We start from the raw sequence: 16021 nt of genomic DNA, 5'->3' as shown, positions 1-16021 counted from the left end.
AAGGAGACAGAATGGACAGCCAATGGACGGCCGTGCTGGTGGAGAAATTCGGCCATAGCTTCAGCGCTTACGAACTGGATGGCGGCGAGCGCTGCTTCAGTGTGCAGTTGCCTGACTATCCGCATGAATTCGTGGTGGACCGCGAGCGCCTGTGCGGCTACGTCGGCCACTATGGCGTGCAGACCTTCGCGCACGCCGGCGACGGCGGCGCCGCGGTGATCGCGGTCGACCTGATGCGCGGCGTTGTCAGGGCTCAGCTCGATTGCTCGCCCTATCACCGTATCCATGGCCTGCAGATCGACCGGCAAGGACGCGTCTACGCGCTGAGCGAGCGCGACAATATGCTGCTGGTGTTCGAAGCGCCGCTGGAGCGCCCAGTCCCGGACCGCGCCGTGCCCGCGGGCGGGGTCAAGAGCCATCTGTTCGTACTGTCGGCCGATGGTGAGCGTGCCTACGTGACCAACCTGCTGTCGCATACCGTGACGCTGGTCCACCCCTACGATGCCACCCGCACTCCGCGCGCGGCGTACGCCGGCAGGCGCCCCGAGGGCTGCTGCCTGAGCCGCGACGAAGCGGCGCTCTACGTCGCCAGCCGCGACGATCACAGTCTGACCCGGCTGGACGCGTGCACGATGGAAGCGGTGCGCACGGTGCCGACCGGCGAGGATCCCACCCGCATCTACTGGTCGCCGGACGACCGCCTGTTCGTGCTCAACTACGGCGAGCGCAGCATCCGCATTTTCGACCCCGACACGCTCGCCGAAACCGGCCGGGTCGACACCGGCGCCAAGCCGATCGCGCTCGCCTTCCATCCGGCTGACCCGAGCCGCGCCTATATCGCGCTCAACGACCACACCGTCGGCCAGCTTGACCTGCCTGGCCTGACCCTGCGCCATGCCTTCACCACCGGCAAGGAACCGGACGGTCTTGCCATCCTGGCCTTGCCGCCGCGGTAGTCAGCGGGCGTTCAAGGCCGCGAAGGCAGCGCAGATGCCAGCGGCCTATACCCGGAAATCCATACGGAGACAGAGTATGAAAGGCTTGGACCAAGCCGGCGCCGGCACGTCCGTCGCCATCGACGCGACACCTCTCACCGTTGCCACCGGCATCCCCGCCCAGCGCTGGTGGCGCATCATCCCGCCGATCCTGATGGTCTGCATCGTCTCGTACATGGATCGCGTCAATATCGCCTTCGCCATGCCGGGCGGGATGGGCGACGCGCTTGGTATCGGCGCCAGCATGGCCGGCCTGGCCGGCGGCATTTTCTTTGTCGGCTATCTGTTCCTGCAGATTCCCGGCGGCAAGCTGGCCGTGCGCGGCAGCGGGCGCAACTTCATCGCCTGGTCGATGCTGGCCTGGGCCGTCATTTCCGTGCTGACCGGCCTGGTGCGCAACGAGACCGAACTGCTGGTTCTGCGCTTTGCGCTGGGGGTGGCCGAGGGCGGCATGCTGCCGGTGGTGCTGACCATGGTCGGCAACTGGTTCCCCGACCACGAACGCGGGCGCGCCAACGCCCTGGTGATCCTGTTCGTGCCGATCGCCGGCATCATCACCGCGCCGCTGTCGGGGCTGGTGATCGCGGCGCTCGACTGGCGCTGGCTGTTTATCGTGGAAGGCCTGATTTCGCTGGCCTGCCTCGGCGTGTGGTGGAAACTGGCCAGTGACCGGCCCGAGCAGGCGCGCTGGATTTCGGCCGAAGAGAAGGCTTATCTGCTGGCCCGCCTGCGCGAGGAAGAGCAGCAGGCAGCCGCCGCTGGCGCGAACGTGGTGCAGGGCGCGGGCGGCACGCGGGCGGTGTTGGCGCGCATCCTGTCGCAGGACGTGATCTGGCGTCTGATCGCCGTCAATTTTCTCTACCAGATGGGGATCTACGGCTACACGCTGTGGCTGCCCACCATCCTCAAGGGCCTGACCGGAGGTGGCATGGGGCAGGTCGGCATGCTGGCCGTGCTGCCCTACCTGGGCACCATGGCCGGCATCCTCGCGATCTCCTCGCTGTCCGACCGCACCGGCCGGCGCAAGGTCTTCGTGGTCTGGCCGCTGCTGGGTTTCGCCGCCTGCCTGGCCGGTTCGGTCTGGTGGCACGACAATACCTGGCTGTCCTATGGCCTGCTGGTCGGCAGTGGCTTCTTCCTCCAGTCCGCCGCGGGGGTGTTCTGGACCTTGCCACCGCGGCTGCTGGCCGCCGAGCACGCGGGCGTGGCGCGCGGCGTGATCAATGCGCTCGGCAACCTGGGCGGATTCTGCGGCCCCTATGCCGCGGGCGTGCTGATCGAGCGCGTCAGCGCGGGTGCCGGTGTCTACCTGCTGGTCGCCGCGCTGGTGCTGGCCGGCGCCCTGGCCGCCACGCTGCCGAGGCGGTGCCGATGAGCAGGGTAACAACTGCCGCGCTGCCCGCAGGCCTGGCCATCGTCGACGCCCACCACCACCTGTGGCAACTCGGGCGCGGCCGCTATCCCTGGCTGCAGGACGAATACCGGCCGCAGAGCTTCTTTCTCGGCGATTACCAGGCCCTGCGCAGCGATTACCTTGAGGCGCAGTACGCGCATGACACTAGCGCCGTCACAGTGCTGGCCACTGTGCACGTAGAGGCCGAACGCGACCGCCGCGAAGCCGTCGACGAGACCGCGTGGCTGCACGGCCAGGCCTGGCGCCCCGGCATGGCTGCCGCGGTGGTGGCCTACGCGCCGTTCGGCACTCCAGGATGCGCGGAGCTGCTGGCGCGCCAGGCCGGTTTCGCGCGGGTCAGGGGGATCCGGTGCAAACCGCTGACGGCGTCGGCGCCGGGCGAGTCGGTGGCAGGGCGGCCCGGGTCGATGCAGGACCAGGCCTGGCTGGATGACCTGGCGCGGCTGGAACGCCATGGCTTGTCGTGGGATCTGCGGGTACCGTTCTGGCATTTGCGCGAGGCGGCGCGGGTGGCGGCCGCCTTGCCGGGTGTGCCGATCGCGCTCAATCACGCGGGCCTGCCGCTGGACCGCTCGGAGGAGGGCCTGGCCAGTTGGCGCGCCGGCATGGAGGCGTTGGCTGCCTGCGCCAATGTGTCGGTCAAGCTGTCGGAGTTCGGGCTGGCCGGCGGGCGCTGGGATGCGCAGGGCAACCGCCGCATCGTGCGCGAGGTGCTGGCGATATTCGGGCATGAGCGGGCGATGTTCGGCAGCAACCTGCCGGTGTCGGGCCTGAGCGCGGACTTGGGCACGATCCTCGGCACCGTGTGCGAGGCGCTGCCGGACACCGCGGCCAGGCAGCGCGTGCTGGCTGGCAATGCGGTCAGGTTCTATCGGATCAATGTTCCAAGGCCGTCCGAGCTGGCCTAGAACCAGCGGCAAGCACAAGCATGCTATAAGTCCAATCTTCGCCGCAGCCCGGCCACCATGCCAGACCTCCCAGCCACCCTCTCCAGTGCCGCCACCCTGCGCAAACGCCTGCATATGCGGCATCTGCGCCTGGCCCTGGCCCTTGCCGAGCACCGCTCGCTGCGGCGCGCCGCGGCACAGATGGCGCTGTCCCAGCCAGCCGTCACCAAGGCATTGCACGAGCTCGAGAGCGTGGTCGGCACGTTGCTGTTCACGCGGCATGCGCGCGGCATCGAGCCGACGGTGTTCGGCGAGGCGCTGATCCGCTATGCGCGCGTGGTGCTGGCCGACCTGGATGCCCTGCACGATGAATTTGCCGCCATCGCCGCGGGCGAGGTGGGCAAGGTGCGGCTCGGCTCGATCCTGGCCCCGGTGCCTTCCGTTCTGTCGGCCGTCATCAACGCGCTCAAGGCGCGCTATCCGCGTTTGCATATCGTGATGCAGGTCGATACCAGCGACGTGCTGGTACAGGCGCTGCGGCAGGATGCGCTGGACGTGGTGATCGGACGCATTCCCGAAGGCACGGTGGCCGACGATCTCGACTTCGAGCCACTGTTCGAAGAGTCGCTGGCCATCGTGGCGCGCGCCGGCCATCCGCAGGCAGGCAAGCGCGGCGTCAAGCTGGCTTCCCTGGCCGGCTATCCCTGGATCATCCCGCCAGCGGCGGTGCCGATGTGGCAGATCATCGACCAGACCTTCCGCGACAACCGCGTGGCGCTGCCGGAAGACATCATCGAGACCTCGTCGATCATGGGCACGCTGCCGCTGCTGGCGGACAGCGACCGCATTGCCGTCGTGCCGGGCGCGATCGCGGAGTACTTCGTCGCCCTGGGTGCGCTGGCAGTCCTGCCGGTGGCGATGCGCGGGCGGCTGGTCCCCTATGGGATTTTGCTGCGCCGGCGGCGGGCCGCGACGCCGGCCATGCGCCTGCTGATCGACGCGGTGCGCGCGGCGGGGCCCGGCGCTCCGCAGGCGATGACTGAATCGGAGCCATTACCTGCAAGGTAATGGTCATACGCCGCGGTGCATGCTGTAATGCATGCCATGGACACGCTGACCCCAGCCTCGGAGGCTACCCTCGACTTCCCCGGCCTGCTGCGCTACTGGCGCAGCAGGCGCGGCTACAGTCAGCTGGCGCTGTCGCTGGCCGCCGGGGTGTCGCAGCGCCACATCTCCTTCCTGGAATCCGGCCGCGCCCGCCCCAGCCGTGAAATGGTGCTGGCGCTGGCCGAGCGCCTGGGCGTGCCGCTGCGCCAGCGCAACCGGCTGCTGCTGGCCGGCGGCTTTGCCCCGGCCTACAGCGAACACGCGCTGGCTTCGCCGCCGCTGCAGATGGTGCAGCAGGCGATCGCGCTGATCCTGGCCAAGCAGGAGCCGTACCCCGCCGTGGTGCTGGACCGTTTCTGGAACCTGGTGGATGCCAACCCGGCCTACCGGCGCATGCTCGAGACCCTGCTGGGCGGGCGCGCGCCGGCATCGCTCACGGAAGGCAGCCACAGGATCAACCTGATGCTGACCGTGTTTGATCCGGAGGGCCTGTGGCCGGTAATCGAAAACGCGCGCCAGGTCGGGCGCTACCTGTTGCGGCGCGTGTGGCAGGAGCTGCAGGTACAGGCCCACGACCAGACCGCGCGCGAGATCTTCGGGCGCATCGCCGCCTGGCATCCTGACATGGTCGGGCCGGGCGGCGCGCTGCTTCCCGAGGACGACGGCACCGATGGCCCGCCGGCGCCATTGCTGCCGGTGGTGCTGCATGCGGGCGCGTTCCGCGCGTCGCTGTTCTCGACCCTGACCACGCTCGGCATTCCACAGGACATCACGCTGCAGGAGTTGCGCATCGAGTGCTTCTTCCCGGCTGACGACGCCACCCGCACCCTGTTTGAAGCGCAGGCCGGGGCTGCAGCGGCCGCCGTCAGAAGCGGTAGCGCAGGTAAATGACGTGGAAGGTGGTGCCGGGATTGGGGTCCTTGATGCCGCCATTGGACAGGTGCTGGAAGCGGTAGCCCGCGGTAAAGCGCCGGTCCTTGCCCACCGTCAAGCCGATCCCGGCGTACTCCGAGAACTGGAAGGCGGTGGAAATGTCGTGGTTGGCCGAGGTGTGCGTGCTGGTCAGCAGGCGCGGCCCGACCGACAGCTCGAGGAAGGGCACCCAGGTGTGGCGCCACCATGCGATCCGCACCACCGGCGAGGCACCAAACTCCCATAGGTCGTTGGGTTGGTTGTCGCTGCTGCTGCGCCAGCGCGCAACGTTGACCTCCCATTGCAGGTCGACCTGCCAGCCTTGCGGATTGCCCCACGCAAAGCCCGAATCCCACAACATGGCGACCTCCGCCTTCTGCACGTCGTGGCCATCGTCGAAGCCGTAGCCAAGCTGCACGGCAGGCGCGGCGCGTGCCGTCGCTGCCAGGCACAAGGGCAGGGCAAGCAGGCCCGCGGCGACGGTGCGGCGCACCCGCTGTTGCCACGCATGCCGGCAGGGCGGGGGTGGATGGAACGAGGAACAACTCACACGGCGGTCTTGTCTGGCTTCTTGTTCGTGTCGGCGCATGGGAAGCACGGATGAAGAGGTGCTGCGTTGTTGTCCGGCAAGGCATGAGCCGGCCGCCACGGCGGGCGCCCGCTTGCACATGCGCTGCCTCCCTGCCTTATTTGTAGTACACGAGAGGCCACGTTGCGATGGTCGGATTTGTTCAAGCGTGGTCGAGCGCCCGTCCGGCGCTCTGCGTTGGGACAAAGAAAAAAAGTAATCGTGCTAACATTCGCGGGCCGGCGCCGGCTACAAGGCCGCGCCGGTTCGTTACGTCTTCAGGGCGGGGTGAAAGTCCCCACCGGCGGTATGCCGCGGCGCGCAGTGCGTGTCCGGCGAGCCCGCGAGCGCTCGCATTCCCGTGCGAGGTCAGCAGACCTGGTGAGAGGCCAGGGCCGACGGTCATAGTCCGGATGAAAGAAGATGGGCGGAGCTTGCCCGCGCGGCCCGGCGCCTTGCCTGGCCTTGCGGTTCGCTGTTGCCTTGCGCCGAGCGCGGCTGCTCGTGCGTGCGCTTCAGGCGCGGCGTGCGGCGCTGCAACTCCGTTGATCCTTCCCCTGGAACGCCCATTGATGCTGAACAAGGAGCGTTTCATGCCTAGCCTTTCCACCGAAGCTGTTGCACCCGAGGTGTCCGCGGATCTTGCCGCCGGTGCCGACCCACGTTCCCTGGCCGCGCGCATCGCGCAGGCGCTGGACGCCATGCGCGAAGGCCGTCCGGTCGTGCTGCTCGACGATGACGACCGCGAGAACGAGGCCGACCTGATCCTGGCCGCCGAACGCCTGACCAACGCCAGCATGGCGATGATGATCCGCGAATGCAGCGGCATCGTTTGCCTGTGCCTGACCGGAGACAAGGTGCGCAGCCTCGGCCTGCGGCCGATGGTCGAGCACAACCGCAGCCAGTACGGCACCGCCTTCACGGTATCGATCGAGGCCCGCGAAGGTGTCAGCACGGGTGTCAGCGCCGCCGATCGCATCACCACCATCCGCGCCGCCATTGCCGGGGATGCAGGCACAGATGCGGTGGTCAGCCCGGGCCATGTGTTTCCGCTGGTGGCGCGCGACGGCGGCGTGCTGGTGCGCCGCGGCCATACCGAGGGCTCGGTCGACCTGGCCCGCATGGCAGGCCTGTCGCCGGCCGCGGTGTTGTGCGAGCTGATGAACCCGGATGGCACCATGGCACGCCGGCCGGAGGCGCTGGCCTTTGCCGAGATGTATCAGTTGCCGGTGCTGACCATCGAGGACCTGGTGGCCTGGCGGCGCCTGCACGACTGAAAAGTCGCCGCCTGCACGCATCTTCGGCATGCAAACGCGCCGGGATGCGTGCTTCGTGTGCGACAATGCGGATCGCTTTTTCCCGTCTATATGAGGGCAATTCCATGATGTTCCGCATTTTTAGGCACGCAGCTACGTTTGCTGGCTGCCTGCTCGGACTGGCCGCGCCGCTGGCGCATGCCGAAGGCAGCGCCGCGCCGGCACCGTCCCCCGTTCCCTCCAGCACCACCCGCCCGGCTGCCGCCGCTGGCCTGTACGAGTGCCAGGCCGCCGGCACCGGCACGGTATTCCGGTCCACGCCCAGGGAAGGCTGCCGGCTGGTCGCGGCACCCGATCCCGCCGCCCCCGATCCGCAACGATGGCTTCCCCTGATGGGTGCCAACGGCGTGATTTCCTATTTCGACCAGTCCGCGGTGCGCCGCCAGGGCACCGAAGTCGGCGTGGTGGTGATGCGCAATTCGCCGTCGGGCGTGATCCGCACTGCCAGCGGCGAGCCGATCCGCTCGTCGCTCAAGCGCATGGTGCTGAACTGCGCCACGTCCATGTTCGCCGTGATCGAGCAGACGCTCTACAGCAAGCGCTTTGCGCGCGGCGACTCGCTCTATACAATCCGCGCGCCGCAGTACGGCACCTTCCAGGTCGCCGGCCCCGGCACGATTGCCGGAGAGTTGCTGCGCAAGCTGTGCCGGTAAGCCTGGCGGCGAGCGGCGCCCCACGGCTGCCGGTCCAGCTCCCTATCAGGGTTTGTCCCGGTCAACGGCGCGCAAACCTTCCTCGTTGATGCTGGTGACAGGGCGCGAGCCAAAAGCGCCCGTCATGGCAGGCATCCCTGCCATACCTACCCGCAGGGCAAACGAGGAGACGGAAATGAAGAAATGGATCGTCATGCTGTCGATGGCAATGTTCGGTGCGGGCGCGATGGCGCAGACGCCGGCTACTCCGGCGACGCCTGCCACCCCGGCCACGCCGGCGGCAGCGTCGACTGACAAGGCCGCGCCGGCCAAGGCAGACAGCAGCAAGGCCAAGGCCAAGAAGACCAGCAGCAAGAAGAAGAGCCACGCGCCTGCGGCCAAGGATCCGACGAAGAACAAAGGCGCCTGAGCGCGCTGATGATGGCGGCGGGCGCACGGCTCCCCGGCGAGCGGGGACGCAGGCTGCGCCCGTGACTGCCATGCCGCCACGCAGATAATGGCCGGCCGCGCCTGCATGGCGCGGACCCGCCGTGCGCAGGACAGCCCCGCGGCACGCGTTGCGTGTCTTCCGGGGGGATAGAGCAGGGCATGTCCGGGCGGATCGCAACCAGGAGGCTTCGGCCTCCTTTTTTTTCGTCCGCTGCCGCAGGCGGCTGCCGCCGCGCCGGCTTTGCGCCTGCGCCGCCGCACGCTATGCTTGCGGGCATTGTGCCGGGCAGGGCGTGGAGCCCTCGCGCCGGCGCAGGCCAACTCGGACGGGAGCGGTCTTATGGCAACGCTAGCGGTGTGGCGGCGGTGGCGGCGATTGACGGCATTCTGGATGGCGGGACTGGGCTGGGTGATAGGCGCGCTGTGGATGCAAGCCAGCCTGGCTGCGCCGGCGTCCGAGCCCGCGGCCGTGCCGGCTCCGATTGCCGTGCGCAGCGGCGCTGCGGTCGAGCTGCGCCTGATGGACCGGCCCATCACCACCATGCGCGCCGAGATCGCGGGAGCCACCCCGGCCATGCGCGTCTCGCGCGCGCAGCTGGTATTCGACGACCTGACGGAAAGCGAACTGGCACTGCCGCTCGGGCAGGTCAGCGGCACGTTCGGCGATGCGCCGATGGTCGCCTTCCGGCTGGGCGACCGGCTCTTGTTCGCGCTGACCTCGCAAGACCTCTCCCCGGAGGATCACCTTACGCTTGAGGCTGCCGCAACGCGCACCGCGGCGGGCCTGCGCCAGGCCATTGCCGCGCGGCGCGCGCACCTGCACTGGCCCAACCTGCTGCGCGGCGCCGCGCTGAGCCTGCTTGGCCTGGCCGTGCTGGCCGCGCTGACATGGGGCGTGGCGCGAGCCGGCGTGGCCCTGCGCGCTCGCCTGCACGTGGCATTGGAGCGCCACCTGGCGCAGCGTGTCGGCGGCCAGTTCGACTGGACCGGCGCGCTCTACCAGCTGGTGGCGCGCATCGTGCAGATCCTGGCGATCGGGCTGGTGCTGGTGCTGGCCTTTGCCTGGCTGGAGTTTGCGCTCGAGCAGTTTCCGCTGACCCAGCCCATGGGCGACCGTATGGGCGCCTTTGTCGTCGGCTTGCTGTCACAGATCGCGCTGTCGATGGTGTCGTCGGTGCCGGGCCTGGTCACGGTGGCGGTGATCGTGCTGATTACCCGCGCAGTGCAGCGGCTGGTGTCGAATATCTTCAAGGCGGTGCAGAAGGGCCAGATCACGGTGCCCGGCATGCATCCGGAAACCGCAGGCGCCACGCGGCGGCTGGCGGCGGTGGTGATCTGGGCGCTGGGCTTCACCTTTGCCTACCCCTATATCCCGGGCTCGGACAGCGATGTCTTCAAGGGGCTGTCAGTGCTGCTCGGCTTCATGGTCACACTCGGATCGGCCAATGTGGTCAACCAGCTGATGAGCGGCATGGTGGTGGTGTATTCGCGCGCGCTGCGGCGCGGCGACATGGTGTGCATCGGCGATACGGTGGGCACCGTGGCCTCGCTGGACGCGCTCTCGGTGAAGGTGATCAACCTGCGCAATGAAGAGGTGACGCTGCCCAATGCGGTGGTGGTCGGCAGTGCCATCCATAACTACACCCGGCACGGCAGCGTGCGTGATCCCCGCGCGCAGGAAGGCTGGCAGGCTGCGCTGATCTCGACTTCGGTCACGATCGGCTACGACACGCCCTGGCGGCAGGTCCATGCGATGCTGCTGGCAGCCGCGGCGGAGGCGGCGCATATTGCGCCGTCGCCGACGTCATTCGTGCTGCAGCGGGGGCTGTCCGACTTCTACGTCGAGTACGAGTTGTTCTGCGCGCTGGACCATCCGCGCAATCGCTTCTACGCGCTGTCGGCCCTGCACGCGGCGATCCAGGACCAGTTCAACACCCACGGGGTGCAGATCATGTCGCCGCATTTCATGGCGCAGCCGGACAAGACCGTCTACGTGCCCGGGACCAGGTGGTACGAGGAACCCGGGTCGCCGCAGGTCGATCCGGCGGCGCGACCGCATCGCGCGCCGTCGCGCGCGGCATGAGCGCCGGCGGCGCAAGCGCTCGGCGCCGCTTAGTCAGCCACGTGGCGCGACTTCCATTGCCCGTTGGGCTGCTTGCAGAACCAGCCGCTCCAGTGCTCTTCAGCGCTGCCGCGCTTGAGGTCGGACTTCAGGCGCCGGCAGGGCTGGCCCTTGTCGGTCTTGCTTTCGATCGGCGTGATGGTGCCGTCGATCTGCTGGCGCCGCCCCGCCGCGGGGAACGTCCATTCAACGGCCTTGCCGTCGGCCGTATCGTTCAGTGCGGTGCGTACTGACTTGGCCAGCGACGCGCCTTCCTTGTCATTGAGCGTGCCGATGATGGTGCCGCTCAGGTAATTGTCGAAGTACGCCTGCGCCGGCGCCGCAGCGGCAAACAGCAGGGCGGCACCAAGCGCGCCACTGACGGCGGCGCGCAGGGCAGGGCGGACAGGGCTGACGGTGGGGTCGGATGGCCGAGGCAGCATGTCGATTCCTTGTGGCTTCGTGGTGGCGTTTGGGTGGCATTGTAAGCGCAATGCAGCGCCGCAGCAGCGCTGCGGTGCGGTTGACACGTGCCAGCCGCTGACCTAGCGTTGATTGTTGCCCCCCGCGCTTCGCGTCGGCCGGCAGCGGCGCCTGCCGTGCGCTTTGCAAGGCAAGCGCCTTTCCCCCTGCGAGAGGAGATCCCATGAAGCTGAGCTATCTGACCATCGGCCTGGCCCTGGCCTGCGCATTCGGCACGCTGCACGCCCAGACCACGGGCAAGGCCGACAAATTCAATCCTTACACCGACGGCGCCAAGCAAGACAAGTTCAGTACCTACTCCGATGGCGCCAAGCAGGACAAATTCAGCCCGTACTCGGATGGCGCAAAAAGCGACAACGTGACTTCGCTGAACCCGGGTGCCCGCCCTGACCAGATGGAGCCGATCCAGGGCGGCGCGCAGAAGTCGTTCGACTCATATAGCCAGGGCGGAATGAAGAGCGGGAAGTTCGATCCGTATTCCGAAGGCGCCAAGAGCGGCAAGTTTGATCCGTACAGCGAAGGCGCTAAAAAGTAACACCGTATTAAAAAGGCCGGCTGCCGGCCGGCCCCGATCCGCACCAGATTCTCGCAGCCGGCAGGCATTGGCCTCGCCGGGGCTTGCGGCCGTGTGACCCCGACGCCCGCAAAGCCTTGTCCGGAGCGGCTTTCGGGCAACCTGGCCAACATTTTGTTTCAAACCTTGCGTGATCGAAACGTGACTTTTACGTCTCGAATTGTTATGGTTTATTGCGCATCGCAACAAACCGGACACAGTGCCCCGCGGGCCGTCTGCCTCGTGTCCGGGCCTCGCCACTCGGCGCCGGGCCCGTCTCTTGCTGTGTCGTCCTTCGTTCCGACCGCCGATGCCGGTCACCCCGATTCAACCGCTTACCCTGGCATACATGTCACAGATCGCCACGCCACGCCTGTCCATTACCCATACCTTGCCCGCCGCCGGGCCGGGAGTCCGCCGCCGCGCGGCGCGGGCGGGTGTGCGGATCGCAGCCTGGCTTGGTGGCGGCGCGCTGGCGCTGTGTGCCATGGCAGCCCATGCGTTCGATTTCGACACGGTGGCGGCGCGCGCGCGCCAGCTGGCAGCCTCGCCCTACAAGGCGCCGCCGCAGAACCTGCCGCGCGAGCTGCGCGAGCTGTCGTACGAGCGCTACCGCGAGATCGAATACAAGCCGGAACGCTTTGCCTGGCGCGGCACGCGCGCGCCGTTCGAGCTGTCGTTCTTCCACGAGGGCATGGTGTTCGACCAGCCCGTGCGCATCCATGAAGTGGTGGGCAACAGCGTGCGTGAATTCCGCTTCGACCCGTCCGCGTTCAACTACGGCCCGCACAAGGTCGATGCCGGCAAGCTCAAGGGCCTGGGCTTCGCGGGCTTCCGCATCCTGTATCCGCTGAACCAGGGCAAGCGCAAGGATGAACTGGCGTCGTTCCTGGGCGCGAGCTATTTCCGCGCGCTGGGCAAGGACCAGTGGTACGGCTTGTCGGCACGCGGCCTGGCGGTGGACACCGCACTCAATTCGGGCGAGGAGTTCCCGCGCTTCGTTGAATACTGGATCGAGCGTCCCGGCCCCAATGCCAAGGAGATCACGATCTACGCGCTGATGGATTCGCGCCGCATGAGCGGCGCGTACCGTTTCACCATCAAGCCCGGCGCCGAGACCGCGATGGAGGTCAAGTCGCGCCTCTATTTGCGCGAGAACGTGACCAAGCTGGGCCTGGCGCCGCTGACCAGCATGTTCCTGTTCGGCGAGAACCAGCCGTCGCCCGCACAGGATTTCCGTCCCGAGGTGCATGACTCTGACGGCCTGTCGATCCACCTGGGCACCGGCGAATGGGTCTGGCGCCCGCTGGTCAATCCCAAGCGCTTGCTGGTCACCTCGTTCGCGGCGACCAATCCGCAGGGCTTCGGGCTGATGCAGCGCGACCGCACCTTCAACAGCTACCAGGAGATCGGCTCGTGGTATGAGCGCCGGCCCAGTGGCTGGGTGCAGCCGCGCGGCAACTGGGGTTCGGGCCGGGTAGAGCTGGTGCTGATCCCGACGCCGGACGAGACCAACGACAACATCGTCGCGTACTGGGTGCCGGACAACCCGCCCAAGCCGAAGCAACCCTTCGACTATGAGTACCGGCTGCTGTGGCAGAAGGACGGCGAACAACAGCCGCCGCTGTCGTGGGTGACCCAGACCCGGTTGGGGCAGGGCCAGACCCGCAACAAGGAAGACACAAGCTTTTCGCTGGTGGTGGACTTCGAAGGCCCTGCCTTCCGCAAGCTGCCGGCGGACGTGCGCATCGACCCGGTGGTTTCGGCCGATGCCAACGGTGAGCTGCTGAAAACGTCGGTGCAGCGCAATGAGGCGACCGGCGGCTGGCGCATGACCATGGTGATGCGCCGCAAGGACGAAACCAAGCCGGTAGAGTTGCGCGGCTATCTTCGCAACGGCAATACAACCCTATCCGAGACGTGGAGCTACATCTTACCCCCAGGCTAAAGCAGCGACCGGCCCAGGCGGCGGCATGCGAGCGCTATGTCGACCGCCTGCCGGTATCGCCTGAAGTACGCAGCGAGCTGCTGGCGGACGGCGCTGCAGCGACACCGGTCGCACCGGTCACGCCCGTGGCATCGGTTGCCCCCGTGATCGCCGTGAGCGCCGACGGCCGCGATGCGCAGGACGCGATCACGCGCCTGCAGTCGCGCCTGGCGGCCAAGGACACGCCGCCCGCGCAAGGCAGCAGTGCCTACGCCTCCGTCGGCCGGCGTTTTACGATCGCATACGGCAATCCCCAGGTGGATGGCGCGCCGCTGCTGCAGCGGCGCGAAGACGGCACCGTGAAGGTCGACACCGGCCCCGAGCCCGAACGCAGCTCGATGGTGCCGCGCCAGTGGCCGCCGCATATCGTCACCGGCTGGCTGCGCAATACCTGGCGCCGCATGCTGGGCCGCCCGCCCGTGCCCGAGACCTGGGACACGCTGCACGACGGTCCCGATGCCGAAGGCAAATGGCATCCGGCCGGCTCGCACCGCCGCTGGTTCCTGCTGGGCCTGGTGGTGATCCAGACCGTGCTGGCCACCTACTTCATGAGCAACGTGCTGCCGTACCACGGCACCGATCCGCTCGAGATCGCCATCCTGGTGCTGTTCGCCGTCCTGTTCTCATGGGTGTCGGCCGGCTTCTGGACGGCAATGATGGGCTTCCTGGTGCTGGCCAAGGGCGGCGACCGCCACCTGATCTCGCGCTCGGCCGCGCCCGACGGGCCGATAGCGCCCGAGGCGCGCACCGCGATCATCATGCCGATCTGCAATGAGGACGTGACGCGCGTGTTCGCGGGGTTGCGCGCCACCTATGAATCGCTGGCGCGCACCAGCCACCTGTCCAACTTCGATTTCATCGTGCTGTCGGACAGCGGCAACCCGGACCTGCGCACCGCCGAGCATGACGCATGGATGGAGCTGTGCCGCGCCGTCGGCGGTTTCGGCCGCATCTTCTACCGCTGGCGCCGCCACCGCGTGAAGCGCAAGACCGGCAACGTGGCCGACTTCTGCCGCCGCTGGGGCAGCAAGTACCGCTACATGGTGGTGCTCGATGCCGACAGCGTGATGAGCGGCGACTGCCTGGCCACGCTGGTGCGGCTGATGGAAGCCAACCCCGGGGCGGGCATCATCCAGTCCGCACCCCTGGCAGTGGGCCGCGAGACCCTCTACGCGCGAGTGCAGCAGTTCGCAACGCGCGTGTACGGGCCGCTGTTCACGGCTGGCCTGCACTACTGGCAACTGGGTGAGTCGCACTACTGGGGCCATAACGCCATCATCCGCGTGCATCCGTTCATCGAGCACTGCGCGCTGGCGCCGCTGCCCGGCCGCGGCCCGCTGTCGGGCGAGATCCTGTCGCACGACTTTGTCGAGGCCGCGCTGATGCGCCGTGCCGGCTGGGGCGTGTGGATTGCCTACGACCTGGAAGGCTCGTACGAAGAACTGCCGCCGAACCTGCTGGACGAGGTCAAGCGCGACCGCCGCTGGTGCCAGGGCAACCTGATGAACTTCAGGCTGTGGCTCAAGCAGGGCTTCCACGTGGTGCACCGCGCGGTGTTCCTGACCGGCATCATGGCCTACCTGTCGGCGCCGCTGTGGCTGCTGTTCCTGCTGCTGTCCACGGCCATGCTCGCCAAGCACGCGCTGGTGCCGCCGGAGTACTTCACGCAGCAATACCAGCTGTTCCCGACCTGGCCCGAATGGCATCCGGAAAAGGCGCTGGCCTTGTTCTCCGCCACGGCCACGCTGCTGTTCCTGCCCAAGCTGGCCAGCGTGGTGCTGCTGCTGAAGCAGGCGCGCCGTTATGGCGGGGCGGTGCAGCTGGTTGCCAGCATGCTGATCGAGGTGATGCTGTCCGCGCTGCTGGCGCCCACGCGCATGCTGTTCCACACCAAGTTCGTGATCGCCGCGTACAGCGGCTGGGGCATCTCGTGGAAGTCGCCCCCGCGCGAAGACGCCGAGACCAGCTGGGGCGAAGCATTCCGTCGCCACGGCTGGCACACCGCCCTGGGCCTGGCATGGGGTGGCCTGGTGTACTGGCTGAACCCGTCCTACGTGCTGTGGCTGCTGCCGATCGTGGGCTCGCTGGCGCTGTCGATCCCGTTGTCGGTGATGCTGTCGCGGGTGTCGTTCGGTCGCGCCTCGCGCAATGCGGGCCTCTTCATGATCCCCGAGGAGACGCAGGTACCGCGCGAGATCGTCGAGACGCAGCAGCATGTCGAAGCCGCGGCCGAAACGCCTGACTTTGTCGACGCCGTGGTGGATCCGGTTACCAATGCGCTGATGTGCGCGACCGCCACGCCGCGCGTGGTGCAGCCGGAATCGGCACGCAAGCGCCATGAGGCCCTGGTCGAGCATGCGCTCACGCATGGCCCGCGCGCGCTGACCCCCGCGCAGAAGCATGTGCTGCTGGGCAATCCGTTTGCACTGGCACGCCTGCATGAACTGGTGTGGGGCTCGCCGCTGGCCGATGCCGGCTGGAAGGACACGCGCATCCTGGTGCGACGCGCGGCCAACGTGCTGCCGCTGCGTCCGCGCGCTGCCTGAGCGATACTGACCCAAACGAGAACGGCCCGCATTTGCGTGCCGTCTTTCTTTTGCGCGGGCGGCGTGCCGT

14 protein-coding genes and 1 riboswitch are annotated in these 16021 nt (G+C 67.9%); of the genes, 12 read left to right on the top strand and 2 right to left on the bottom strand.

What is annotated here, in order from left to right:
* Window positions 1-11 precede the first annotated feature (11 nt).
* The 5 genes from AC3WLE_RS01850 to AC3WLE_RS01830 all read left to right on the top strand — a co-directional run bounded on the left by AC3WLE_RS01850 (window position 12) and on the right by AC3WLE_RS01830 (window position 5294).
* The gene (locus AC3WLE_RS01850; protein ID WP_492317171.1) at window positions 12-956 is read left to right on the top strand and encodes a YncE family protein; all 945 of its coding nucleotides are present in this window, start codon (window positions 12-14) and stop codon (window positions 954-956) included.
* A 76-nt stretch (window positions 957-1032) separates the two neighbouring features.
* Window positions 1033-2370 carry an MFS transporter gene (locus AC3WLE_RS01845; protein WP_492317170.1) on the top strand — a complete coding sequence of 446 codons (1338 nt, stop codon included), beginning with the start codon at window positions 1033-1035 and terminating at the stop codon, window positions 2368-2370.
* A complete protein-coding gene (locus AC3WLE_RS01840) occupies window positions 2367-3317 on the top strand; it encodes an amidohydrolase family protein (protein WP_492317169.1) in 951 nt (316 codons plus the stop codon). The genes AC3WLE_RS01845 and AC3WLE_RS01840 overlap by 4 nt, the downstream gene beginning before the upstream one ends.
* Before the next feature lie 57 nt (window positions 3318-3374).
* Window positions 3375-4364, top strand: coding sequence for a LysR family transcriptional regulator (locus AC3WLE_RS01835; RefSeq protein ID WP_492356277.1), 990 nt, complete (start codon window positions 3375-3377; stop codon window positions 4362-4364).
* 36 nt (window positions 4365-4400) lie between these two features.
* Window positions 4401-5294, top strand: coding sequence for a helix-turn-helix domain-containing protein (locus AC3WLE_RS01830; RefSeq protein ID WP_492317167.1), 894 nt, complete (start codon window positions 4401-4403; stop codon window positions 5292-5294).
* Here the strand turns inward: AC3WLE_RS01830 and AC3WLE_RS01825 are convergent.
* Entirely contained in the window at window positions 5269-5808 is a 540-nt protein-coding gene (locus AC3WLE_RS01825; protein ID WP_035816823.1) for an acyloxyacyl hydrolase, read from the bottom strand. The two genes, AC3WLE_RS01830 and AC3WLE_RS01825, sit on opposite strands and share 26 nt — an antisense overlap.
* Before the next feature lie 345 nt (window positions 5809-6153).
* Window positions 6154-6312: riboswitch (FMN riboswitch) on the top strand.
* A 164-nt stretch (window positions 6313-6476) separates the two neighbouring features.
* Between AC3WLE_RS01825 and ribB the strand changes: the two genes are divergently transcribed.
* The 4 genes from ribB to AC3WLE_RS01805 all read left to right on the top strand — a co-directional run bounded on the left by ribB (window position 6477) and on the right by AC3WLE_RS01805 (window position 10364).
* A complete protein-coding gene (gene ribB / locus AC3WLE_RS01820; protein WP_492356278.1) occupies window positions 6477-7160 on the top strand; it encodes a 3,4-dihydroxy-2-butanone-4-phosphate synthase in 684 nt (227 codons plus the stop codon).
* Window positions 7161-7264: 104 nt separating this feature from the next.
* On the top strand, window positions 7265-7852 hold the full coding sequence (locus tag AC3WLE_RS01815) for a surface-adhesin E family protein (RefSeq protein ID WP_492351897.1): 588 nt from the start codon (window positions 7265-7267) through the stop codon (window positions 7850-7852).
* Between the two features lie 175 nt (window positions 7853-8027).
* On the top strand, window positions 8028-8261 hold the full coding sequence (locus tag AC3WLE_RS01810) for a hypothetical protein (RefSeq protein WP_010814156.1): 234 nt from the start codon (window positions 8028-8030) through the stop codon (window positions 8259-8261).
* Between the two features lie 360 nt (window positions 8262-8621).
* A complete protein-coding gene (locus AC3WLE_RS01805) occupies window positions 8622-10364 on the top strand; it encodes a mechanosensitive ion channel family protein (RefSeq protein ID WP_492356279.1) in 1743 nt (580 codons plus the stop codon).
* A 29-nt stretch (window positions 10365-10393) separates the two neighbouring features.
* Here AC3WLE_RS01805 and AC3WLE_RS01800 read toward each other — a convergent pair whose 3' ends face one another.
* Window positions 10394-10825, bottom strand: coding sequence for an RT0821/Lpp0805 family surface protein (locus tag AC3WLE_RS01800; protein WP_492317163.1), 432 nt, complete (start codon window positions 10823-10825; stop codon window positions 10394-10396).
* A gap of 203 nt (window positions 10826-11028) precedes the next feature.
* On the opposite strand from AC3WLE_RS01800, the gene AC3WLE_RS01795 reads away from it, so the two are divergent.
* From AC3WLE_RS01795 to mdoH, 3 genes are all read left to right on the top strand, one after another.
* Entirely contained in the window at window positions 11029-11400 is a 372-nt protein-coding gene (locus AC3WLE_RS01795; RefSeq protein WP_010814159.1) for a hypothetical protein, read from the top strand.
* Between the two features lie 367 nt (window positions 11401-11767).
* On the top strand, window positions 11768-13366 hold the full coding sequence (locus AC3WLE_RS01790; RefSeq protein ID WP_492317162.1) for a glucan biosynthesis protein G: 1599 nt from the start codon (window positions 11768-11770) through the stop codon (window positions 13364-13366).
* On the top strand, window positions 13339-15951 hold the full coding sequence (mdoH, locus tag AC3WLE_RS01785; protein WP_492317161.1) for a glucans biosynthesis glucosyltransferase MdoH: 2613 nt from the start codon (window positions 13339-13341) through the stop codon (window positions 15949-15951). Before AC3WLE_RS01790 ends, mdoH begins: the two co-directional genes overlap by 28 nt.
* Window positions 15952-16021 lie beyond the last annotated feature (70 nt).

Source organism: Cupriavidus sp. FW306-1B-F12B, assembly GCF_058781795.1.
Note: the sequence above shows the minus strand (reverse complement) of the source record. Positions and strands in the feature narration are given on the sequence as shown.

Excerpts from the sequence above, each read along its gene's own strand:
- AC3WLE_RS01850 (WP_492317171.1), top strand. The coding sequence starts at position 12 with ATGGACAGCCAATGGACGGCCGTGCTGGTGGAGAAATTCGGCCATAGC.
- AC3WLE_RS01845 (WP_492317170.1), top strand. The coding sequence starts at position 1,033 with ATGAAAGGCTTGGACCAAGCCGGCGCCGGCACGTCCGTCGCCATCGAC.
- AC3WLE_RS01840 (WP_492317169.1), top strand. The coding sequence starts at position 2,367 with ATGAGCAGGGTAACAACTGCCGCGCTGCCCGCAGGCCTGGCCATCGTC.
- AC3WLE_RS01835 (WP_492356277.1), top strand. The coding sequence starts at position 3,375 with ATGCCAGACCTCCCAGCCACCCTCTCCAGTGCCGCCACCCTGCGCAAA.
- AC3WLE_RS01830 (WP_492317167.1), top strand. The coding sequence starts at position 4,401 with ATGGACACGCTGACCCCAGCCTCGGAGGCTACCCTCGACTTCCCCGGC.
- ribB (WP_492356278.1), top strand. The coding sequence starts at position 6,477 with ATGCCTAGCCTTTCCACCGAAGCTGTTGCACCCGAGGTGTCCGCGGAT.
- AC3WLE_RS01815 (WP_492351897.1), top strand. The coding sequence starts at position 7,265 with ATGATGTTCCGCATTTTTAGGCACGCAGCTACGTTTGCTGGCTGCCTG.
- AC3WLE_RS01810 (WP_010814156.1), top strand. The coding sequence starts at position 8,028 with ATGAAGAAATGGATCGTCATGCTGTCGATGGCAATGTTCGGTGCGGGC.
- AC3WLE_RS01805 (WP_492356279.1), top strand. The coding sequence starts at position 8,622 with ATGGCAACGCTAGCGGTGTGGCGGCGGTGGCGGCGATTGACGGCATTC.
- AC3WLE_RS01800 (WP_492317163.1), bottom strand. The coding sequence starts at position 10,825 with ATGCTGCCTCGGCCATCCGACCCCACCGTCAGCCCTGTCCGCCCTGCC.
- AC3WLE_RS01795 (WP_010814159.1), top strand. The coding sequence starts at position 11,029 with ATGAAGCTGAGCTATCTGACCATCGGCCTGGCCCTGGCCTGCGCATTC.
- AC3WLE_RS01790 (WP_492317162.1), top strand. The coding sequence starts at position 11,768 with ATGTCACAGATCGCCACGCCACGCCTGTCCATTACCCATACCTTGCCC.